This is a genomic window from Solidesulfovibrio magneticus RS-1 (assembly GCF_000010665.1).
GTDB classification, from domain to species: Bacteria; Desulfobacterota; Desulfovibrionia; order Desulfovibrionales; family Desulfovibrionaceae; genus Solidesulfovibrio; species Solidesulfovibrio magneticus.
In genome coordinates, this window is the sequence record NC_012796.1 from 4,707,289 (window position 1) to 4,730,870 (window position 23,582).

The window sequence follows — 23,582 nt, forward strand, 5'->3', positions numbered from 1 at the left end:
CTGTTTTCAGGAGTCGATGGCAGCCAGGTCGCCGGTCATCTCATCGATGAAGATGGACCTTTTGGCGGGCTGCCCCAGGTGGTTGTGCGAGTAGGTCACGTAGAGCCGATCCATGGCGCGGGATAAGGCGACGAAGCAGATCCTTCTCTCTTCCTCCAAGTCGCCGCGCTTGGTGGGCATGATGCCTTCGACCAACCCGACCACGAACACCACGGGAAATTCGAGTCCCTTGGCCTTGTGGATGGTCATGAGCTTCACGCCACTGGGGTCACGGCTGCAGGTTTCGTCTTCAACCGTAGCCACATAGGTCAGGAACTCACTGATGGATGCGTACCGGGCCGCCGACTGCAGCAGCTGGTTCAGGTTGAGCACGGCCTGGTTGTCAGGAGAGGGAATATCCTTGTCAGTGACGAACCGGTCGTAATCCAGCCGCTGGCGCAGCTTCGCCAACACCTCGGCCGGCCCCATCTCCCCTTCATTCTGAATGAATGATTCCATAAGCCGCACGAACTCATGGACATTTCTCCTGATATAGGGGCTGTCGAAGCTCATCTCCCGAAGGGCTTGATACAGGCTGCAGGATGCCTCATTGGCCACCCCTGCCACCTGCTCCATGAACTTCTTCCCCAGGTATCTGTTGGGAGCGTTGATGATCCGTTGCAAAGATTCATCTCCGACCACCGAACCGGGATCTTCAATGAACCGCAGATAATCGAGCAGGATTCTAACCTCACGGCGCTTGTAGAAGCTCATGCCGTTGTCGATGTAGAAGGGAATGCCAGCTCTCACAAAGACGTTTTGCAATATTTCCGACTGGAAGTTGGCTCGGTAAAGCACCGCCATATCGCTGTACGCTGTGCCATCAGACAGATGAAGGTGCTTGATCTCATTGGCGACCAGACACGCTTCCTCTTCCTCATTGAAGGTGTCGATGACAAACAGGTCATGGTTGCCGCCTGGCTTGTGTGCGATAAGCTCCTTGGGGATCTTCCGCTGGTTGTGATCGATGAGCTTCTGACACGCGGCCAGGATCGCCGGGGTGGAACGGTAATTGACGTTGAGCACGATCTCCTGAGCCGAGGGGAATATCTGCTTGAACCGAAGGATGTTCCCGATGCTGGCTCCGTTGAACGCGTAGATGCTCTGCCAATCGTCGCCGCAAGCCCAAAACGAGCCCCGGCCACTCTCCGCAATCAGCGCCTGGAGCACGGCCAACTGCGCCGGATTGGTATCCTGGTACTCGTCAACGAGGATGTGGGGATACACGTCATGGTATTTTTCAGCGCCGCCCTCATGGGCAAGGAAACGATGCGCCTGAAGGAGCAGGTCATCGAAATCGTAGAGATACCGGATGGCCTTTTGCTCCTCATACTCCTTGAACACCATGGCCGTTTTCTGCTTCGACTGGTCTTCACCGTAGAGTTCAATGAACTCTTCAGGGCTGATAAGGTTGCTCTTGGCCAAGCTGATATCTTGCAACACCCCACCGATGGCCAAGTCTTTGACCCCCAATGAGCGCATAATCGTCGACACCATGGTCATCTGCTCGGAGCCTGAGACGATATTGAAGTATCGGCCTTCGGACTTGAGCAGCCGCAGACAAAACGAATGGATGGTATACAAGTGGACTCGACTGGCTTCTCCATGGAGAACCAACTCCAATCGTTCCCGCATCTGCTCGGCAGCCTGACGGGTGTAGGTCAGCCCCAGAATGTTCTCCGGGGCGATCCCATGGTCATTGACAAGCCGGCCAATTCGTTCCGTCATCGTCTTGGTCTTTCCGGAACCAGGGACAGCGACAACCAATGCGATCCCGGTATGAAACTGCGCCGCCTCCAACTGTTTGGCGTTAAGGGACATGATCCCTCCTTGTTCAATTTGCGAACCAATCCCGACAGCACTGCTGATACGAACAGCCCTTGCACTTCCAGGACGTGTCATTGGGGATGAACACGCCTTGCATGATTCCACGATAGACAGCCTGAATCTTCTTCATGGCTCGGGACGAAATGTGTCGAGATAATACGGTGGTGCGACGCATTTTATAATGCGCAGACGCCTACGGGTGTGGTATAGGCTAGGTTAAGGAGCCACCGGAGGAGAGACAGAATGCTGTTGCAGGATGGGGGTTGACTAACACCAGAGTTGTTTACTTACAGTAATTATTAGTACACATATGCATTTTGAAGGTGAATCGTATGGGCAGGATCGAATGGACACCAGCGCTAAGTATTGGCTTAGAAAACATTGATGAAGAGCACAAAAAGCTAATCGCAATATGCAACAAGCTGGCCCACAATATAAAAGGACCAAGCAATAGCCAAGTTATTACTGAAGAATTTAAAGATCTCCGAGCATATACTGTTTACCACTTTAGCAACGAAGAGAAGTACCAAAAAACAATTCATTATCCAGAAGCAAATGCACATGCTCAAGAACATGCCCGGCTAAGAAAAAGCGTCAAAGATTTCCAACAATCTCTATACAAAGAGGGTTACATACCGCAGCAGACTGTCATTAATTTTTTAAAAGACTGGCTAATCAACCACGTTCTTCGTGAAGACATGAAAATAGGACAGTTCGCAAGGTCAAAGATGACCACCGGAACCTCTCAAGAGCTAAGGTCGCAACCAAAAGAGAATGTTGATCCTAGCATTGTATCATAAACACATTCGACAGACCAACTCACAATCTCTATCTATGCATAATGCAAATATCCTTTAAAGCTATGACATCGAGCGCTAAGGTCTTGATGGATGCAAAATAACTCAAACCCCGTGGTGTTCAAACATCAAATCTTAGTTGTTTTTTTGAAACCCGCGACAGGCCAGCTTTGCAGGTATAAGTTAGAAATTAATTCATAGGGACATTCGCTCAATGGGGACACAAAAGTGGGCAAAGTATTAATTGTTGACGACGAAAGAATTAATATTCACATCCTAAGTGCTGCTTTAAAGAATGATCATTCCGTAATTATTGCCATAGACGGGACAACCGCCATAGACCTTGCACTGTCAGAACGCCCAGATTTGATTTTATTAGATATCATGATGCCAGGCATGGACGGATATGAAGCTTGTTCAAAGCTCAAAGCATCACCAGCAACTCGAGACATCCCTATAATTTTCATCACAGCTTTAAGTGATGCCAAGAGTGAATCACACGGACTTGAGTGTGGTGCCATTGATTATATCACAAAACCCTTTAATGTTGCACTGGTAAAATCTAGAGTCAAAAACCATGTTGAGCTAAAAATTGCTAGAGATCTGCTGGCATTAAAGCAAGTTGCAATTGACGAAGCCCTTAGATCTGCAGGACTAATCCAGAAAAGCTTACTCCCCAAAAAACTCCCAAATTTTAAATCTGTAGAGTTCTCATATAAATTTCAACCATGCAATGCAATCGGAGGCGACATTCTAAATGTTTTATGCCTTGACGACTCGCACATTGGCTTTTACTTGGTTGATGTCTCTGGCCATGGTCCATCTTCGGCCATGATTGCAGTATTGGTTTATCAGCTAATGAATCCATTCACAGGAATACTTTTGGATAACTTTACTATTCCGCCTCGAGTTAGATCGCCAGAAGAAGTCTTGAACATCCTTGATAAAGAATTTCCACTCATGCGTTTTAAGAAACACTTTACAATTATCTATGCCATCTTAAATATTACAACCGGTCTTTTGACGTACAGCAACGCAGCCCACTGTTCTCCCTTAGTTTTATCTAAAGACGGAGCACTTAAAACTCTTGACGTTTCAGGAACAGTTATTGGTCTTGCTGCCATGCCTTTTAACCAAGAAAATGTGACTATTCACCCAGGAAGCAAAGTAGTTTTCGTTAGTGATGGTGTCGAGGAGCGCGAGGATGTTAATAAAAAGTTTTATGGCCAGGAAAGACTTCACAAAACCCTGCAAGACAGCTGTTCTTTACCGACGAATGAATTAGTTCAGGGACTTTATGATGATGTGAACCGTTTTGCTGGAACACAGCCACCATCTGATGACTTGAGCATCTTGGCTTTGGAATACAAAGGACTAAATTAACTTATGTTTATTTTTTTAAATATGAACAACACGATATAAATTGTTGACCAAGTTAAACGAAGATGTTCTAGACAAATCTCAATCCAGGATTAAGACATACCTAACACCTGACCCTGGACAGCCCACAGTTTAATATTTGAAAGTCGGAGCCAATCAAACACACCAGTTTTTAATCTTCAAAGGGGTAATCATGTTTAAAGAAGAAAGGTCCAAGCCTACTTTCAGTTGGGATCTTCTCGGCGATGTTGAACTAGGACGACCCAACCTTGGCAGGACAACAGACGTTGCAGTATATCGTCTCATGCAATTTACACTTCGTGACATTCTTATCTCTAAGCACGGTGTCCAGTCAGCAGATGAAATTTTTTACGAAGCAGGACTTTTAGCTGGAAAACAATTTTACATCAATGTTATTCGAGCCAAAGAAGATTTCAATTCATTTGTTGCAGATCTTCAAATGGCGCTAAAGACTTTAAATATAGGGATATTACGGGTTGAGTCATTTAGCACTGATGGCAAGTCTTTAACTTTGACCGTTGCTGAGGACTTGGACTGCTCAGGACTCCCTCTGTGCGAAGAACAAATATGTACCTACGATGAAGGTTTTATAGCTGGATTATTATCTGAACACACTGGACATTCTTGGGCAGTCAAAGAGGTCGATTGCTGGTGCTCTGGCGATAGAGTTTGCCGCTTTAAGGCAAACCAAATTGACTAAAAGAAGGAACTATTTCTGTGATAGAGTTGTCAGAAGATCTAGTTGATTCTCTTTCTGAGGTCATATTCAACCTGATACACGGGAAGAAAACTCCTCCTATCGTGCTTCCTGACTCTTATCCTGAAAATGAATTCCGACAGTTGGTAGGATATGTTAACAAGTTCATAGTGTCATACGACGACTTTGCTGAATACATGTACGCGCTATCACGAGGTGAACTTGACAAGACTCCACCAAAGTCGGGACTTAAGGTTTTGCACTCCTACAAAAGTCTTCAAAGTCATTTGCTGCACTTGACGTGGATAGCTCAGCAGATCGCCGCTGGTGATTTTTCTCAACGCGTCGACTTTATGGGAGATTTTTCAGTTGCCTTTAATCAGATGGCTGAAGATCTGTCCAAGGCTTTCCATCGCATCGAATGTCAAAACAAAGAACTTTCAGATTTAAATTTTTCTTTGGAGCGAAACATTAAGGATTTGATCCAAGCCAAACAAAAATTAACAGAAAACGAAAATAAATTGGATGCAATAGTTTCAGCTGCTAGCGATGCTATTGTATTATTTAATTCACGCGGCCTTGTCGTGCATTGGAATCGATCCGCCGAAAAGCTTTTTGGATTTTCCGCGCATGAGATTATAGGACACTCGCTTGCAGACCACATCTTGCCACCAACTGACCGCAAGGTACTGGCTGATCTGATACCTGAATTATTAAATCAATCCGGAGACAACAAAGACAGACGATTTGAAATGACTGCAATGCGTCGTGATTCATCACTTTTGCCTATCGAAATAGCATTTACATCAACACGTTACGGACATGAGAATTATGGGCTTGCCATTATCCGCGACATAACAGAGCGCTTTAGACTCGAAGCACTTAAACGTGATGTCGAGAGAATAACGAGACATGATCTAAAAGCACCCCTTAATGGCATTATCGGCCTACCTCAGATAATCTTAGATGACTACGATTTACCCCAAGAAGTCCGCGAATTCTTAATCTTAATCAAAGACAGTGGCTACGCGATGCTCAAAATGATAGAGCTTTCTCTCGATTTATACAAAATGGAGACAGGTACTTATATTTTCAGTCCAGATTCTGTAGATATTACAGCCACCCTCAAGCAAATAACCAATGAATTGCTACCATATTTCACTGCTAAGCAACTAAAAATTAATTACAAATGGGAGCAACAAGGCCCCCTTTCAAACTCCCCCATCTTCGTTGAGGGCGAAAGGCTTTTGTGCTACTCAATGTTTTCAAATTTAATTAAGAATGCACTAGAAGCTGCACCTGCAAACAGCGAAATAATGATCAACATCACAGCAGGCAATAAAGTCTTAACAGAAATTCACAACTTTGGAGTTATCCCAAACAAAATACATGATGTATTCTTTGATAAATACGTAACAGAAGGCAAAAAACAAGGAACAGGACTAGGCACGTATTCAGCAAGATTATTCGCAAAGACTCAAAATGGAGATATTGGGTTTACGTCTACTGAAGAACTAGGGACTACTGTCTGGGTATCTATGATGCCTGCAAGTAAATAAAATTTTCTAAAACAGAAACTTTTTAAGAAATAAGTCATGACCTCCCCTCCGGCTCCAGCGTATCCTACTAGGGTAGAGACTCATAAGGAACGGTTCGGAACGACAAGTACTTATTTCATACCGAATTACGATGAAATTGCTGCGTTGCAATTCAAGACCATTATTCGCAAGTAGGAAAATTTCTGCCCGCTGTCTGAGGAGATTTAACTCATGTGGTATCTAGAAAGTTTTAAGTGTTTTCCTAGGGTAGACAGCGACCAATAGCCCAAATCACCCCGAGAAGGCCAGAGACCGTCGAATGGGGCCATGGACCTCACTTCTCCGACAAACCGCCGTGTATGGGCATTTTTACGGCCCTGGTGACGTTGCCCAAGCCGAACACTCCGACCCAACATGCCGGGCCAACCAAATCGACGGCTCAGCTTCATCTTATTTGTCCAAGACAACAGGCAAATACGCCAGATTTTCACGCGCACCACACGAATTATTGCCCTGACTCACGGCAGAATTATCAGTAGCGCTCCCAGCCCACTAATATGTTGGACAATTTCCCCGGGACACCGGCGGGATATTGAGAAATGTGCCGATTGTGTGTCCACAACAAAAAAAGGGCTATCCCGGAAGGATAACCCTTTGATTTGCTTGGCGTCCCCAAGGGGATTTGAACCCCTGTTACCGGCGTGAAAGACACGCGTCTGCCCGGCTCCACTCAATGATTTTCGCTAGTTATCCCTGCACCTAGGTACATCCAGATACATGGGGATACATCCCGAAAGCTACCCACCCTGCTACCCACCCGGAGGAGTTGGCGAGTGAGCACCCTGGCTTCAGTTGGTTGCGGCCGCCTTTTCCATCACCCTCTCGATGACCTCTTTGAGAGCAGCCATGTCCACTGGCTTGGAGATGTAATCGTTCATCCCAGCCGCAAGGAACTTTTCCTTGTCACCTGTCATGGCGTAGGCGGTCATGGCGATGATCGGAATATCGGCATAAGATGCGCCTGAAGCCCGTATCAACTTTGTCGCCTCCACTCCATCTAGGACAGGCATTTGGACATCCATAAGGATCAGATCGAAATCTGGATCAGAAAGGCACCCAATGGCTATTTGGCCGTCCTGGGCTGTACTGACAGCATATCCCGACTTCTCAAGCATACGCTTAACGGTATGAAGGCTAATTTCGTCATCTTCAACCAGCAGTACCCGATGCATGTCATGGACTTTTTGGTTGTCCAGTCGCCTGGATATAGTTCTATTCATATCTGAAGGAGCCGAATGCTTTAATGGAAGCGAGAGATAGAATGTAGTCCCTGTGCCTTCTGTACTGTCGATTGCCAGACTCCCTCCCATTTGAGTGACGAGTTTCCGCACAATTGAGAGTCCCAGTCCCGCCCCCTGAAAGCGCCGAGTATATGAACCTTCCGCCTGGGTGAAAGGCTCGAAAACCTGCGCGATCATCCCTTGAGCAATTCCAATCCCAGTATCACTAACAATGAATAAAACCCGTTGTATGTCGTCATTCGAGCATGGTAAGTGGCAGGCTTCGACCCGAACGTCTCCCGTCTCAGTGAATTTAATCGCATTCCCAACAAGATTAAAAAGTATTTGTTGAAGCCTGATTTGGTCGCCAACGAGTCTGGCGGGCAACAGTTCGTCAATCACGAAATCCAGTTTGAGCCCTTTCTCTTTAACAGCCAATTCGAACAAACCGAGCGTGGATTCCTTCAGATCCACAAAGCTAAAGTCGGCCTCCTCCAAGATCATCTTTCCGGCTTCAATCTTCGAAAGATCCAAAATGTCAGCGAGTAGTCTAGTCAGACGAGTAGAGGATTTTTTTGCAGCCTCGATATACTCATCTTGTTCGGCATCCTTTGATGTTGATTCGAGTAATTGGAGCATGCCCAATACGCCGTTGAGTGGAGTCCTTATCTCGTGACTCATATTGGCAAGGAATTCAGATTTTGCCTTGCTGGCAGCCTCGGCTTTTAACCTGGCATTATTCAACTCAAGCTCAACCTTTTTTCGCTCGTCAATGTCTTGAAAAGTGCCTAACACCAAAGATTGACCTTTCTCCACTATACGACCAACGGCGCGTAAGTGCGTCCATTTCCGTGTACCTCTCCCCGTGATGACCTCGCATTCCAACTCAGCGGAACTGCCCTCATTCAATACCTTCTTAAGCATCTCTCTGATTTCCGGAAGGAACTCTGGGGCATAGAAGGAAAGACCTTCCGACAAACTAGGTTTATAACCTGTCGGCATCTCTATGATGCGGTTAACTTCATCTGTCCAAAACAAAAAATTAGTCTCAATGTTTGCCTTCCATCCCCCCACTCGAGCTATTCGTTGAGTTTCAAGAAGGAATAATTCTCTTTCCCGAAGAACTTCTTCCGCTTGCTTGCGTTCGGTGATGTCTTCAACAATGGCCAAGCCTCCAAGGCAGTTGCCGTCTTGAGCAAAAATCCCCTTGAACATACAGCGCACGGGGGTGGTTTTCCGTCCTGTAACCGATGTGTAATTCCCTTCAAATATCCCAAGAGTTCCAGCGAGGGCTGTATTGACCGCTTCAATCAGCTTTAGGTCAGTCAAGTCTTTTGGCATATTCAGACCGATCAATTTATCTTTTGGAGCTCCAATGATCTCTGCAAACTTTGAATTGAGATCAAAAATGGTACCTACATTGTCGAAATTAACGATTCCAATGGGCGACTGGTCGAAGAGTAAGCGGTAACGTTCTTCACTTTCCCTAATTGCCTCTTCAGAACGCTTCCGCTCAGTTGTGTCGCGATTACAACCACGACGCCCTAAAAACAAACCATCGTCACTGAAGATAGGCTTGCAGGTATGGCCGATCCAAACGACTTCCCCAGTTGGTTTTACAATCCGAAAATCTAATTCTTGATGGTCAGGATTGTAGCTATCAACAACTTTGACATGTTCGGCCCATATGTCATGATCATCGGGGTGGACAATATTTCGGATTAATGTAGCAGCATCTCCCGTGAAATCTTCCGGTGAGTATCCTGAGACTGTTTTGCATGAGGGAGAAACCCAGAGGTAGCTACCGTCCGGGGCTCTCCAGTATTCCCAATCATAAGTATTATCAGAGATTATGCGGAGTCTCTCTTCGCTACTCCTCAACGATTCTTCAGCCTTTTTGTGTTCAGCTATATCCCAAGCTAAATCAGCGAGCAAGGTAATGGCTTCGATATCCGCGTTATCGTAGTCGATCGGTTTGTTTCCCACGCCCAGGATGGCCACAATTTGGTTCTGTCGGAACACAGGAACTACCAATTCACGAATGACGGGAGGGTGCCCTTCTGGCATACCCTTTTTATGGGTCAATGCTTCGTAATCGTTGTGAATAACAGCTTGGCGGCTGAGTATACAATCTACCCAGACTCCTGCTTTTGCTACATCGTAATGAAGTCCAATCCCCTCAGCCTGACACATCTCACGGATCGTGCGCGTTGACCACGCCTGGAGCAGAAGCGTCTTCTGATCCTCATCAAGGTAGTGGTAAAATCCGACCTTGCTGTTTGTAAGAACTTCAGCTTCATCGACTGTAGCAATCAACAACTCTTCAAGAGAACAAGATGCTGCAAGTTGCATCAAGCGCAATCTAGCCTGAATTATATTTTCAGCTCGCTTGCGATCTGTTATGTCTGTAAACATTGCAAATGAGCCCGCGAAGCTCCCTCCACTATCTTTAAGAGCTTTCGCTGAAACTAGGGTCCAAAGTTGAGAGCCGTCCTTGCGTTTGAAACGTCGCTCGTAGACCTCATCCCCACCAGATTGGCGTACCTTCATTCTCTGCGCATGAAACACCATGTCCTCATCGAAAAAGAAATCATCCACCCGCTTGCCCAGCATCTCTTCGACAGAATATCCAAGCATTTTAGCCATTGCTGAGTTGACAAAAGCTGTGTGATAGTCGGCATCCATCGACCAAATGCCTTCGTTGGCAGTGTCAATAATTAAACGGTATCGCTCTTCACTCATTTTAAGAGCATCTTCAGTCAACTTGCGCTCGGTTATATCGGTCATTACCCCGACCAACCCACAGGCGTCATTCAGAAAATCGTGGCATTTAGCTTTATGGAACAATATGTTGCGTAACGAGCCCTCAGCGTTAGCCATATGCCCTTCGTATTCCTGAACTCCGCCCTGTTGAAGCAACTCTCGATCCATACGGTCGTAAACTTCAGCCTGGGCTCGAGGGTATATGTCAAACACGGACTTCCCTAGGAGACTTGCAGGTTTAGCACCTAGGAGTTTTTCCAGAGCGGTATTGCATGTGGTGTAACGAAGGTCCTCGTCCTTGGCGAAGATGGGGCTTGGGATTGCGTCAATTATGCCCTGTAGCATGTTGGCGCGTCGTTGAAGTTCTCTCTCAGCCTCGACCCGGCGAGTTTCCTCTTCAAACTGGATCAGATGACTCTCGGCTAAATTGCCGATGAAGTCCGCGAAGGCTTGATTATAGGCCAACATGTCGTCAACCCAGGCCTTCTCACATACGGGAACTCGCGCCAGAGCCTCCAGGTAAGCATTCTCTTCAAAACCATATTTACTAGCCTGCTCGCGAAAGAATTCGATATCAGGGTTCTCGCCAACGTAGAAAAACTGGCCCAGAAATAGGGTGGCGACCTGTTCTCCCCTGACCATCACGGGGATTCCGATGTCCCACAGACCATTTGCGCAGCGGCAGGCATGGCTTTTTCCGGTCAGTTCGATGCCAGCAGAGATTTGAAGGTTGCTTTCCTGACACTTTTTCATCGTCTCAGGGTGAATCCGATGAAATTTGGAGCAAATGTCTTGCCAACCCGTCCCCCCAAGGACAGTGCCATCTTTAGCGTCAACCAGTCCAAAAGGAACTCCTGAGACCTTGTGGTAGGCCTCTGCCATTGCCATGACCTGAGTCATGTCAACAAGTTCCGCAAGTGAGTGATGGGCCATGAAGTAATTTCCTCAAACTTCAGATGATACACAGCGATGCAACACTCCAGCAAGCTGTGAAGAATCGTAAAAATCTAACACTATACAGCTCTATAGCTAGCCTTGCTTGTGATTATTTTTTTTGTTATCCCAAAAGTGATACTCAGTCAAACAAGAAGGTGTCGACCACTTTATAATTTTTCAGGACATCGAGGAGACTACGGAATTCGTGGTCACCGAAGTCTTTCGACTAGACTTCAACACACTGTCGAACTATGAGACGCTAGCGTGTATGTCAAAACTGATCTAAAACTTCGAGAACAATAAAGTCATTCTCCTCGAACTCAAAGAAGGTCAGTTAGCCTTCCTCGAGAATCATCGCCTTTGCGCCGACCGCTAGAATACTATTTTGAACAAATGAGCACCTATTAGACATGGGGAGGGTCGCAAGGCCCTCCTTTTTCTGTTCCTCACTCTACCTACCTGAAAAAGTTCGACAAGCTTCTGCCCCCGGAACTCGAAAATCTGCTCCAGCCTTTTCGCGACGACCAGCTTGTGAACGGCAAGGCCGAGGACGCCGTAGGGCGTGGCATAGTGGACGATATTGGTCATCTCGACGCCCTCGCCTACTTCACGAGAATGATGCTGGTGGTGCCAGAACCGATATGGTCCGAAACGCTGCTCAGTTCGGCGCGGCAACCTGGGTGATCTCCGTCACCCAGGCCATGGGCAATCCGGCAAACGCCTTGATCCGATACTCGATGATGAGGCCGGGGTACATGCACGTCGGCACTTCCGAGCGGATGTCGAAACATAGCCAGTCCGGGGTGATCGCACTCAGGTTTCTCGGATCGCAGAAAAAGGTCCACGCCTCGACAATTGTGATCGGCAGCACCTGGACTTGTTTGATCGGGAGAAATTGCACCGTCACTCCAACTTCCTTCATTCGCTTCTTTCGGCTGGAGTTTGGAATTCCAATTGCAGCTCCTGAAAAAAACACTTATAGATTCCATCCTGTACAGCATGGGCATTATTGCGGTTTTCCCAGAGCAGGAGGCTTCCGATGCCGACCAAAAGTACCACTGCCCCCTCCAACGGTCGACTCTCATCGAACTCCAGCCTTCTCAGTGCTCTCAAGAAATCAAGCGTATTCAACCCAACCAACTGGAGCCTCAGGCTTCGATTTCTGACTGTACCCGCTGTTCTTCTGGGACTCGGTTGTCTAACTCTGGCTTTTATCTTCCAGCGGTATCAGGATATGGTGGTCGTTGAATCCGTTGACAGTCGCCTGTCAGTGTTCCAACACTGGATTCAAGACAAGATCACAAACGAATTCGACGTACTCTTGTCCGAAGTCTCGCCGCTCGCTGCCATGCCGGAAGTGATCGAGAGCATGCGCCAACACGACAGGGACCACCTGGTCCACTACATCCTGCCTTACACCGAACGCCTGCGCGCCACCACTGGGCGTGAATCACTCTATTTCCATTTTCATCTGCCGCCGGCGGTCTCGTTTCTGCGCACCTGGGACGTGGACGCCACCGGATCCGATCTTACGGACATACGGCCCATCGTGGTCAAAGCCAACAAGTACCGATCACCATTTCGGGGCATCGAAGTCGGCCCCGGCGGCGCGGCCATGCGGGCCATCATCCCCTTAAACGATGGGTCAGGCGAGCACATCGGCACAGTAGAAGCGGCCACCTCCCTTGAAAACCTGCTGGAGACCACGGCCCTGCCGCCTTATTTCGGAGCGATGCTTCTGCTCGACAAACGCTTTGAATCCGTGCTCGGCCAAAACCGCATCCGGGGCGTTCACGGCAAATGGATCGTCGGGCGCGGTTTCAGCCTCCCCCAGGAAAACCGTGTCCTTGAAGCACTGGACAATTCAGGAGCACCCGAACGGCTAGGCAACGCTTTTTATCGCTTCCTGCCACTGGAAGACTTCGAAGGCCGCGCCATCGGCGGCATCCTGCTCGCCTACGACTCCATGGCGTTGTTCAAATCAACGGTCAGCGAGTCCCTGGTCTTCGGCCTAATCTTCCTGCTCGGGGCCATGGTGCTGTGGTTTCACATTTATTGGAACGTGGCCCGGGTGAAGTTGTTTCTCACGCATCTTGGGCGCGTTCTCGGCGACACTGTCTCTGGAGACTTTACCGGACGATTAGACACTACGCCGGTCCATTGCCTGGACATCCTACACTGCACCAAGACAGACTGTCCGGTCTATCACGACCCCATGCGTATCTGTTATCTGGAAACAGGGTCCGAGGCTCTTTCGAGTGCCGGCCGCAATACCTGCATCTTTTTAAGCCGCTATAAGCACTGCCGACTCTGTCCGGTCTATGCCCGACGGCGCGGCGATGAACTGGTAGAGATGCGTCACACTGTCAACACCCTCGTGCGTCTCTGGGGCGGGTTCACGGGCCGGGTGAATCAGGTGGTCTCCGGGGTGCTGCAAACTTCGGAAGCCTCGCAAGGCCCGTCGTCACTAGGCCAGGTGAGCGCCTCCCTAGAGTACATGGCAGGCCTGACCGCTTTTAGCCACGACATCCAGGGCGTTTATAACCGATGGGAAGTTTACAATATCTTAGGCGATGCCTGCCAACGCAGCCTGGGACTGGGGCAGTTCGCCATCCTGGAGTTCGCCGCCGACGGGCTTGCGGCCAACGTCGCTGCCAACTGCTTCGCCGCCACCGACGCGCTGTGTTCGGAGATGTTCGCCAGCCCTGAACTGTGCCGGGCCAAGCGCCTGGGCAAACCGGTCTTTTCCGAACCAACCCCGGCTCTATGCCCCTTTTTCCATGTCGATCCAACTACCCATGTCCGATGCTGTCTGCCCATGGTAATGGGCGGGGCTGTGGGCGGCGTAATGACCTTTGTGGTCGAGGCCGCAGCCTTTGCGAGCAAGCGGTTGGCGTTGTCCATCGTGCAGAAATACTTGACTGAATGTGCCCCGGTTCTGACTTCGCTCAATCTGTTGGAAATAACCCGGGAACAATCCTTGCGCGATCCCCTGACCGGCCTGCACAATCGCCGTTTTCTCGACAGCTACATGCACCAGTACGAAGAAATCTCGCGGCGCACGGAAAAACGCGTTGGTTTCCTCATGGTGGATGTGGATTATTTCAAGCAGGTCAATGATAAATACGGACACCTGGCTGGAGACGCGGTCCTTAAGGAACTATCCGGTCTGCTGCGCCAGACGGTGCGGGCCGCCGATCTGGCGGTGCGCTTTGGCGGCGAGGAATTTCTCATTCTACTCCACGAAGTGCGCCCGGATTTCACCTCCGTGGTGGCGGAAAAGATCCGCCAGACCGTCGAAACCCACGCCTTCCCCCTGCCCGATGGCTCGACCATCCACAAAACCGTCAGCGTCGGTTTCGCCGAATACCCGACAGACGCCGCCTCCTTTTACAAGGCCATAAAATTTGCCGACGTGGCCCTGTACAAAGCCAAAGAAAGCGGGCGCAACAAAGTTCTATGCTTTGAACAAAGCATGTGGCGCGACCAGGAATATTAGCTGCAGCCTTTTAAAAACATATTTTCCTTTCGAGGAATTCTCACAAGAATCTCTACAACATCTTCGCCCAGAACAATTGTTGTCGTTGTTTTCAGCCCGTCGAAATCGACCTCATGCCGTCTACCCTTAGTAGTCCGGATAATTGCATGCATATGATCTCCAAAGTCAGAGAGCAAACACCCGTTGATCGCCCCTGATTCGCTGACAAAAGGGCATCTACAAGTCAATAAAAAACTCACAAATAAACTATGGCTTGCACATTTGACACGGCTTATATCCAGCACTTACAGCTTCTTCACGAGACCGAAAGTCTTCTGTGCAGTTTTTGCAGTTATAATGCTTACACTCCGGGGAATGAAACACCCTGCTCTGCGTATTTCCACGAAATGTCGCAGCTTTTGGGCTGACGTTGGTGGGCGCATCCGTCGCCTTTCCTGCTGCCCCATGCCTCCATTCCCAAGGTGGGGTTGGTTTTGGATCAGCCCAGAGTCCGATCTTTGAGACCTGGGCTTGACGTTCGACTTCGGCCCATTGTGAGCAAAAACTCTGTTTACAGTATTGCGGGTAGACCCAGGCAAACCCTGCGCGAAGAATCTCCTCGTTCAGAATCGCGCCACTCGGAAGCTTCACTATACCGACAGTGCGCCCATAACGATCCCTGTCAATCTCCTGGACGTTCACTTCTTGAAGCGCAGCTCTCTCCTTGGTGAAATCTGCTGCCTTAGAGCCAAAGGCTTGGCCCTTCTCGGGTGTATCGATACCGTAGAGGCGCACTTTTACTTGGGATTTCTCCGGAGTCAGGATGGTTATCGTATCTCCATCGGCTACATTGACGACCTTCCCCGTAAACGCCCAGCACCAGCACGGGAAAAACATGAGAACGGCAAGCATGACGAATCGATACATAGAAAGTTATCCGTTTTTTGGCGGTTATGATCTTCACCAACCAGTTAGCAGCACAACAAGTCCATGTCAAAGCTCAGCTTCTGCAGACACACTTACCCTCGCCTTCTGGTTCGCCTTCGAGAACACCCACACCAAATCAAGACTATTCAGGTCAATTTAGTAAGGTTTAAAATCAGTGGCGAGCGAAGTTATTTTCACACGAAGCATTGACATCAATTGATGAACGTTTACACTAACATCTGTCCTTGACTACTTTTGGGACGCACGCCACATGGCGATGGGCGGAGATATTTGACTCGTGCAGCGTTAGCGTCAGACGACCGAGCCGGAGACCCATGAAAGACTTACTCCAAAAATTCTCTCGATGGGAGGGAACCGCCGCCGAGTTGGCCGCACTCCTACTCACCCTCACACCCGAAACGGGCCTGGAAAACGACTCAATTACTGCTAACGAACGACTGGTGAGAAACTATGTCCAACTCGGTATCTTACGGAAGCCTGAACGCCGTGGAAAAGAAGCATACTTTGGTGTGCGCCAAATAATCGAGTACTTGGCCGCCAGAATTCTTCTCAACGATGGCTGGCCTTTAGCTAAAATAGCAGAAATGACGTCCGAAGCAAGCATAGATGAACTTACCGACCTACTACCTCGGCAAAATATAAAGAATAGAGCGCAGAATCTTGTAGAACAATTCAAACAACGATCAGGAATTATAGACAACGATACATGCCGCCACCCTATATCTTATTGCAGGAAGCGGCCAACAGTTATATCGAGCAGCCACAACAACGACCTACCGTCACCGTTACCAAACAAACTAATACACTCTAAACGGAGAGATGTCGTTTGCCTTGAATTAACTTCTTGGTGCCACTTGTACGCCGACATTGAGGGCATCGAAAACATGGAACCAGACACTGCAGAATTACTAGGGAACGCCTTAACTGAACTTCTCAAAATCGAGCACGCGAAGAAAGGGGATCGTTAATGAACACGCCTAATGTTCTATTGACACCGAGACGTCCTGCTCTTGTTGCTGGATTTGACAACACTTTGGATGTCCTTGTCCGCATTCAAGCTCCGAATACGCCCGAAGGAGAAACGAAAGAAAGAACTCGTCTGAACTTAGCTCTGGCCATAGACCGATCTGGCTCTATGGCTGGGCGTCCTTTAGAAGAAGCAAAGCGTTGTGCATCGTTTGTTGTTGACAAGCTAAAAAACACTGATCGCGTCAGTCTTATAGCATACGACAGTTCTATAGAAACCCGTGTGCCGTCGGTCAAAGTCGAAGACAAAGCCATATTCCACAGGGCGATCGAAGGAATTGATGACGGTGGTTGCACAAACCTCCACGGCGGCTGGCTCAAGGGCGCTGAGCAAATATCACCATACATCGATCCATCTACCATTTCGCGCATCATATTGCTTTCAGATGGTCAGGCCAACGAAGGCCTGACAGATGAAGCAGAGATTTTTAAACAATGCAGAGAACTAGCAGATGCCGGAGTCACAACATCGACTTATGGTCTAGGGAGCAACTTCAACGAAACGCTTATGATCGGGATGGCGAAGAATGGCCAAGGAAACTCCTATTACGGCCGGACAGCAGACGACTTAATGGATCCATTCCAAGAAGAACTTTCACTCCTCGAAGCTCTCTTTGCCAAGCAAGTTCGCGCTTCAATTTCGGCTAGCGCTGGAATTTTGTTCGAAATTCTCAACAAGTACTCAACAGATAGACAAGGAAAAATCCAACTGCCAGACTTAGCCTATGAAGGCGAAGCGTGGATGCTTGTTCGGTGCTTTATTCCAAGAACCCAAACAGGTGAAGGCGACGGCACTGACTTGATAGATCTCTTCTCCGTTGAGTTCACTTATCAGGATCTCAATGGCGAATCTTTTAACATTCCTCCGATCAAGTTGGCCTTACCTTCACTCCCTGCGAAAGCTTGGGAATCCGTCACAGAAGACTCTTTGACCGTGCGCCGGGCCAATGAGCTAGAAGCAGCTGATATTCAAGAAAAAGCGCAGCAGGCGGCCAAACGCGGAGACTGGCCAGAAGTCAAAAGACTTCTCAAAAATGCCAAAAACCGCGCCAAGGATGACAAGTGGCTTACAGAAGTATGCATCAACCTTGAAAAATTGGCAGACAGTGAAGACGAAGCGTCCATTGTCAAAGAAACAAGCTACCAAATGAAGTTTATGCGGACGAGACTTGCAAGTCTAGATGAGACCAAAGACAATGGGCTGGAAATTGCCCGGCCAATGTACTTGCGGAAAAAGAGAGAGCAAGGCAAGAAGGCATAAGCAATATTACATACGCCCCGCAAGGACGCGACTTCAAGCGGGGCGTAATCGCCGTTGAGGGGTTGCTTCGCCTCCATTGTCTGAGCTGCCTATGCGGCAGTGAACTCCACCAGCAGCCGTAGCCACTCGGGCGCGTTTTTCTGAGCTGCCTATGCGGCAGTGAACATACTTCGTCGTCCATTTCGGCGTCCCGTCTTTTTCTGAGCTGCCTATGCGGCAGTGAACTCCGACCGCGACCGGCTTGCCGGCGTCGTAAATTTCTGAGCTGCCTATGCGGCAGTGAACCCGAAAACCTGCTGACACTACACGCCGATGGTTTTCTGAGCTGCCTATGCGGCAGTGAACGGCAGGGCCAAGAACCCGGCGCGGGCTGAAGTTTTCTGAGCTGCCTATGCGGCAGTGAACTCCGTAAAGACGGTAGCATCTGGTTTTCAATTTTTCTGAGCTGCCTATGCGGCAGTGAACCTTGATGGCCATCCCCTGGCGGCCTGCATTGTTTTCTGAGCTGCCTATGCGGCAGTGAACATCCGGCTACCCGGCCGGGCAGTCGTCGCACTTTTCTGAGCTGCCTATGCGGCAGTGAACTGCCACGGGGTCCTCCTGGGGTTTTGCTTGATTTTCTGAGCTGCCTATGCGGCAGTGAACTCGAAATGCGGGCAGTCCTGGGCGCTCTCAATTTTCTGAGCTGCCTATGCGGCAGTGAACTTGAGGCGGCGCACCTCGTTGCGGCGCTCGTTTTTCTGAGCTGCCTATGCGGCAGTGAACGTCTTTTTCGGTCTATTCCTTGTGGCACTGGTTTTCTGAGCTGCCTATGCGGCAGTGAACGTAGCAAACCCGGAACTGGTGCTGCCGCCACATTTCTGAGCTGCCTATGCGGCAGTGAACTTCATCCAAAAGCGCGCCGGTCCTCACTTTGTATTTCTGAGCTGCCTATGCGGCAGTGAACTCGTCGATTACGATAAGGTCAAGCGACGGCATTTTCTGAGCTGCCTATGCGGCAGTGAACGCCTCCAGCGCGGCGCGGTAGGTGGTGAGGGTTTTCTGAGCTGCCTATGCGGCAGTGAACAACGCCCTTGAGGAAACCGTGGAACTCATCATTTTCTGAGCTGCCTATGCGGCAGTGAACGCCAAGTTCTTCGACCAGCAGGACGGCGAACATTTCTGAGCTGCCTATGCGGCAGTGAACGGCAAGGCGTTGACCATCGTCAACGTGCAGCATTTCTGAGCTGCCTATGCGGCAGTGAACGCTACCGCCCAGGCCGCCGCAGATGCAGTGTCTTTCTGAGCTGCCTATGCGGCAGTGAACTGGACACAATTTGCTGAAAATACAGCAATCATAACGAGTTTTGGACTATTTAACCCAAATACCTTTTTCCTGGCCGACAAGCAATGGGTTGTAATTAAATAGTTTTTTAAACGAAACAAAAAAAAGGTCAAAACCACGGGATGGAAGCTGTCTGACTCAACCCGTAGGATGAAAATGTTCCCGAGGACGCAACAGACTGAAGCGGACCGTGGCTGACGAACAACTTGAAGTCCTGCCCCGTACTGATGCTTTTGACATTGATGAAAGGCAGTTTTGTCCTTTGCGCAATACTGTTTGGAATTCGCTGTTTGGCTTCATCCTCACCTACCCCATGACGTTTCATCAATCTCCGTTGAAGCCTCTCCGGATTGCTTTTCACCTGTACACGATGGACTATTCGATAGTTTACCTTGCTTGGAGTGCACAAAATGGGGCTTGCCACGGCATAATCATGTAACCGCATCATCCAATTCGTCGCCATAAGCGTCACCAACTCGTGCTTGCTACCATGAACACGAATACTGCGGCCCAAGGTGTATTTTGTCTCGTCTACTTCGGGGAAACTGACTCCAACACCTCCCGAATTCAACGCGGAAAGCTGGAGGTGCAGCTTGGAATATACAGTGTTCAGAATGTGGGTATCCACCAGTTCCGTCATCGATTGAACGCGAATATCAATGTAGCTGTCCATGGCTAGGCATCCTTTTCTCCGAACACACCGCCGCGAATGAGCACAGCCATGACATAATGCTGATCTTCCAGGGTAGGTACTTTGTCCTTTATGACCCACGCGTCAAGCAGGTTGTAGAAGTCCTGTTTCTGCTGGGGTTGCCGGCAGGCTTTCCCCATAGTGGTAACGGAACCGTAAGGCTCCACAGCGATGGGTCCGATTATTTCGGCCTCAGGGTGCCAGTCGTCAATGGTACGAATGGCATTGCCGATCTTCTGAGAATGCATACCGGCAACCGCATTGACGGTATACAAAGTCCGGCTCTTGTCCCCACGCCCACGGTCCAGGATCAATTCCTGAGAGGGAAATACCTCCTGCCCCGCGCCCATGCGGGTGAAGGCCGTCACTTCCAACAACACATGCCCCGTGCCGGAGAGGCCGGACTCTATAACAGCAGCCAAGGTATCCAGCCCGTCGCCTACTGGCGTGTCGGAGGCAAATGAACGAAGTGATAACGCAAGGCTGTCAAAGGTCCAGGTGCTCTGTGTCTCGCCGTTAACCAAGTGGCAGACAACTACTTCAACAGCCTCCGCGCCGATTCGGTTCCGCCACAGAAAACGACCATTAGCCAAGTTACATGCATATCGTCTAGCCAGGATGCCTAAGCCGTTGGATTTCACATATCCGGCCACTGTGCTCTGCAATTTCTGATGGTAATCTGCGTTGTTACATGCAGAAGGCACGCCAACGCCGCCAAGCACGCGGAGAGTGAAGCGGACCATGAGCGTATCAGTGGCTGGGGACAGGGTCGCCACATCCACCGTTTGTAGGTTAGGCTTTTCAATCTGTGCATCCAACTTCGCCGGATCCTGTTCCCCAGCCTTGAGTCGGTTCGATATTGTGCCACGCACGGATTTTTCCCGCACTTCAACAGGCTTCCATCTATTGCACTGTGAGCGATCATTCCAATTTCCGGCAAAAAACAACCCATCCGAAGGGTCCATCTTTCGCTCAAAAGCCAGAACAGACGCGGTTTTCAATGTGGCCATTACTCACACTCCTTTTCTGCGCCTCGCAGATCGCCATATATGTTGTAGCAGCGGTATAAACCTTTTTGATCATCCACGTGGGCAAACCACAACAGTTCTCCCACTTCCTGTAATCGGTGTGGGCCGATCCACTGGCCCATAGAATAAACGCTCTCTACAAAACGAAATGGCGTAGATGCATCACGGGCATTGAGCACCTCGCCAGCCTGATACAGTTCGGAAATAGAAGCATATCCAACCGGAATAGGAACAATCCAGCCTTCGCGCTTCTCCCGCTTCCACTCGACGCGCCCCGCAGCAAGTCCTGTATCTCCTACCACTTCTTCCTGTTTTTCAGCGCGAGAATTCCAGCGGGATAGGTCCAGCCACGCGTCAAGCAGCGACGAATCAGGATCTTGCCCGCGTAGATACAACAAATGCTCGGCGAGTAGGTCGTCGCGGGATACGAGAGCAAATCCCGGAAGGAACCGGCGGCGTTCAACGACGAACTGCGTCCGAAGATTCTCTGCTTCGGCTAGGCCAATGAAACGAGGTTCCTGGCTTTTGTATCTTGGCGGCAGAATGGTCCCCCCAGCCACGCGCATTGCGACTAATGCATCCCGCACAATTCGCAACATCGCATCTCGGTATTTGTTAGGAAAGTCGTGTGCCTCACCTTCGTAGGCCAACAGCAGGGAAATATTTAGGTGTGCACGTCCTTCCTCCACGATGGGTGCTGTCTTACCTTGGTGGTCAAGAGGATTGCGGGTAAGATTAAATGTATGAATAAAATTGTTTTTATGTACTTGAGGGGAAAGATCATGACAAACAACGCCGACCCCTTTAAACAGAACATCCTCAAACATTATCTCCTTATCACGGCAGTTGCGCTGCATGGCCCACATGAAACCCATTAATGCTGTAACGGATGGGAATCCCCAAGTGAAGGATGAAGAAATACAGTTTACGTTTTGTATCATCATTCGGGGCAACACCAGGACGCCATCATACTTCGGCAGCTCAGTCATGACCGTCCTCCCGACTCTTTTTGCGTTCAAAATTCAGCAGCCTGGGAGGATAATTGACGAGCTCTTCGAATTCATCCGACCAGAAAAGGACCTCGGCATCGCCCATGGGCAGTTTTTTACTCAACTGACCGTTAAGCCATTGGCCAAAACACTTAGCGATGTCGTCATGCCAACAAGATTTATCTCTTATTGCGGCAAATTCCGGGTCACTGTCGACCCTGCCCGGATCAATAAGCAGCATCTCAATATAAGGAATTTGACATTCCGGATTTGAGGTCCAGCCGGGTTCGAGCTTGAGCAGCCTGTCCACGTATAAAATGAACTCACCCACAATCCGGTCTATGAGTTCATCCCTCTTATTGCGGGTGTGGACATTGTTTGGCGGAAAGGACTCAAGAAACTCTTTGAGTTTGGCAACAAGGTTTACGCATACCATTTGCTTCCCGAAACGCTCGAAAAGGGAAGCGGTTCCTTTAAGCGGCCTAGTCTCACGTTGGGGCCAATGAGGGGGACGCGAGTCAAGAAGATAGTTTCTGCCACCTCGTTCGGAATTAAGCTGGCTCACGTTTTGGGGTTTTGTTCCGCCTAATTTCTGCACGGCCAAGCCGAAATACTCATGCAAAACTTGATCGGAGTATTGGCCTTTTCGTTTTGCATCGCGAGCCTCTTTGGCCGCATCGCCAAATAAATTTCCCTGCACTATACTGTAGACAGTGTGCGCAAGTGAACTGGCGTATAGCGGAGAAAGAAGATGATATTGACCGTCATCGCAAGGATCATCTCCGACAAGCCAGTAGATTTGTTTTGCCAGTTTGTGAGATGCCATCGGCCCTTTGAGAACACGTATGCCTGCGAAAGCATCAGCCCAGCTTTTTGCAGTATCATCTCCACCCATGACGGCAAGCAGGTCCGTGTCGCCCTCATCAAGCCAGCGAAGTATGGTTTTGCCTTCGAATTCAAGACGGAGAAACGCGTACACATCCAGTGCCGCCGCATTGCCCACAACGTCTAATGGCACGTTGCCGCACGAAAGGACATGGCTACCAACCTCCTGTAATATGGGCAACTTCTCGATTGGACAATAAAAATTTGTTCCTTTGGCATTGGGATTAACTGCTTTGATCGTGTGTGTGACCATGGTCAGTTGCGCAACACGCCGCGCTGCATCCTCTACCCAGTTTCGGAGCTTGAACTTGTCGAGCACCTCTTTTTTTTGAGTAAGGACCTTTTCAATCTTTTCACCCTCAGCCTTGGCTTCCTCCGCTACTAGGGGTTTAAGCTTCGACTCTAAGCGTTCTGCAAGAAAATCCTCTATGAGTTTACAAAATCTTATTTGCCGTGTATCCTGTTCATCCATAGACACCTCCTCAGAATCGCCACCGTTCAATTTCTATCGGTCTGTTTTTCATTATTATTAATAATCACGCTATAAATCCAGCTACTACATTGATCAACAAAAAAGCAATCAGGCTTACTGCATTTTATTTTCTGCAGGCAAAAAATTGAACAAATACCGTTATCCAAGCGGGAACTTAAAATTTGATTTCGCATTAATTTCG

15 protein-coding genes and 1 CRISPR repeat array are annotated in these 23,582 nt (G+C 49.1%); of the genes, 7 read left to right on the plus strand and 8 right to left on the minus strand.

Features of this window, described 5'->3' with window-relative positions:
• Window positions 1-6 precede the first annotated feature (6 nt).
• Window positions 7-1,860, minus strand: a complete 1,854-nt coding sequence (locus DMR_RS19620) for an ATP-dependent helicase (protein WP_015862781.1) — start codon at window positions 1,858-1,860, stop codon at window positions 7-9.
• Window positions 1,861-2,198: 338 nt separating this feature from the next.
• Here DMR_RS19620 and DMR_RS23920 point away from each other — a divergent pair, with 338 nt between their 5' ends.
• The 4 genes from DMR_RS23920 (at window position 2,199) to DMR_RS23930 (ending at window position 6,320) form a co-directional block, all read left to right on the plus strand.
• Entirely contained in the window at window positions 2,199-2,666 is a 468-nt protein-coding gene (locus tag DMR_RS23920) for a bacteriohemerythrin (RefSeq protein WP_015862782.1), read from the plus strand.
• 225 nt (window positions 2,667-2,891) lie between these two features.
• The gene (locus DMR_RS23925) at window positions 2,892-4,046 is read left to right on the plus strand and encodes a PP2C family protein-serine/threonine phosphatase (protein ID WP_015862783.1); all 1,155 of its coding nucleotides are present in this window, start codon (window positions 2,892-2,894) and stop codon (window positions 4,044-4,046) included.
• 190 nt (window positions 4,047-4,236) lie between these two features.
• Window positions 4,237-4,764 (plus strand): V4R domain-containing protein, encoded by a 528-nt coding sequence (locus DMR_RS22665; protein ID WP_052279034.1) that lies wholly within the window; start codon window positions 4,237-4,239, stop codon window positions 4,762-4,764.
• A gap of 17 nt (window positions 4,765-4,781) precedes the next feature.
• Window positions 4,782-6,320 carry a PAS domain S-box protein gene (locus DMR_RS23930; RefSeq protein WP_015862785.1) on the plus strand — a complete coding sequence of 513 codons (1,539 nt, stop codon included), beginning with the start codon at window positions 4,782-4,784 and terminating at the stop codon, window positions 6,318-6,320.
• 827 nt (window positions 6,321-7,147) lie between these two features.
• Here DMR_RS23930 and DMR_RS22670 read toward each other — a convergent pair.
• Window positions 7,148-11,275: a PAS domain S-box protein gene (locus DMR_RS22670; RefSeq protein ID WP_015862787.1), complete on the minus strand. Its 4,128-nt coding sequence runs from the start codon at window positions 11,273-11,275 to the stop codon at window positions 7,148-7,150.
• Window positions 11,276-11,936: 661 nt separating this feature from the next.
• Window positions 11,937-12,185 (minus strand): hypothetical protein, encoded by a 249-nt coding sequence (locus DMR_RS25500; RefSeq protein WP_070098054.1) that lies wholly within the window; start codon window positions 12,183-12,185, stop codon window positions 11,937-11,939.
• A 132-nt stretch (window positions 12,186-12,317) separates the two neighbouring features.
• On the opposite strand from DMR_RS25500, the gene DMR_RS22675 reads away from it, so the two are divergent.
• The gene (locus tag DMR_RS22675; protein WP_015862790.1) at window positions 12,318-14,777 is read left to right on the plus strand and encodes a diguanylate cyclase; all 2,460 of its coding nucleotides are present in this window, start codon (window positions 12,318-12,320) and stop codon (window positions 14,775-14,777) included.
• 246 nt (window positions 14,778-15,023) lie between these two features.
• Here DMR_RS22675 and DMR_RS23940 read toward each other — a convergent pair whose 3' ends face one another.
• Window positions 15,024-15,683, minus strand: coding sequence for a thermonuclease family protein (locus DMR_RS23940; RefSeq protein WP_015862791.1), 660 nt, complete (start codon window positions 15,681-15,683; stop codon window positions 15,024-15,026).
• 335 nt (window positions 15,684-16,018) lie between these two features.
• Between DMR_RS23940 and DMR_RS24790 the strand changes: the two genes are divergently transcribed.
• Together DMR_RS24790 and DMR_RS23945 are read left to right on the plus strand one after the other, a co-directional pair.
• A complete protein-coding gene (locus DMR_RS24790) occupies window positions 16,019-16,672 on the plus strand; it encodes a hypothetical protein (protein ID WP_015862792.1) in 654 nt (217 codons plus the stop codon).
• Window positions 16,672-17,991, plus strand: coding sequence for a vWA domain-containing protein (locus DMR_RS23945; RefSeq protein ID WP_015862793.1), 1,320 nt, complete (start codon window positions 16,672-16,674; stop codon window positions 17,989-17,991). Before DMR_RS24790 ends, DMR_RS23945 begins: the two co-directional genes overlap by 1 nt.
• Before the next feature lie 76 nt (window positions 17,992-18,067).
• A CRISPR array of direct repeats spans window positions 18,068-19,297; the repeat unit is 29 nt; unit sequence TTTTCTGAGCTGCCTATGCGGCAGTGAAC.
• 127 nt (window positions 19,298-19,424) lie between these two features.
• On the opposite strand, the gene cas6f is transcribed toward DMR_RS23945, so the two are convergent.
• From cas6f to csy1, 4 genes are read right to left on the minus strand one after another with little or no spacing between them, the layout of a single operon-like run.
• Window positions 19,425-19,988, minus strand: a complete 564-nt coding sequence (cas6f, locus tag DMR_RS19650; protein ID WP_015862795.1) for a type I-F CRISPR-associated endoribonuclease Cas6/Csy4 — start codon at window positions 19,986-19,988, stop codon at window positions 19,425-19,427.
• Between the two features lie 2 nt (window positions 19,989-19,990).
• Window positions 19,991-21,016, minus strand: a complete 1,026-nt coding sequence (gene csy3 / locus DMR_RS19655) for a type I-F CRISPR-associated protein Csy3 (RefSeq protein ID WP_015862796.1) — start codon at window positions 21,014-21,016, stop codon at window positions 19,991-19,993.
• Window positions 21,016-22,023 (minus strand): type I-F CRISPR-associated protein Csy2, encoded by a 1,008-nt coding sequence (csy2, locus tag DMR_RS19660; RefSeq protein ID WP_015862797.1) that lies wholly within the window; start codon window positions 22,021-22,023, stop codon window positions 21,016-21,018. The genes csy3 and csy2 overlap by 1 nt, the downstream gene beginning before the upstream one ends.
• Entirely contained in the window at window positions 22,016-23,380 is a 1,365-nt protein-coding gene (csy1, locus tag DMR_RS19665) for a type I-F CRISPR-associated protein Csy1 (RefSeq protein WP_015862798.1), read from the minus strand. The genes csy2 and csy1 overlap by 8 nt, the downstream gene beginning before the upstream one ends.
• Window positions 23,381-23,582 lie beyond the last annotated feature (202 nt).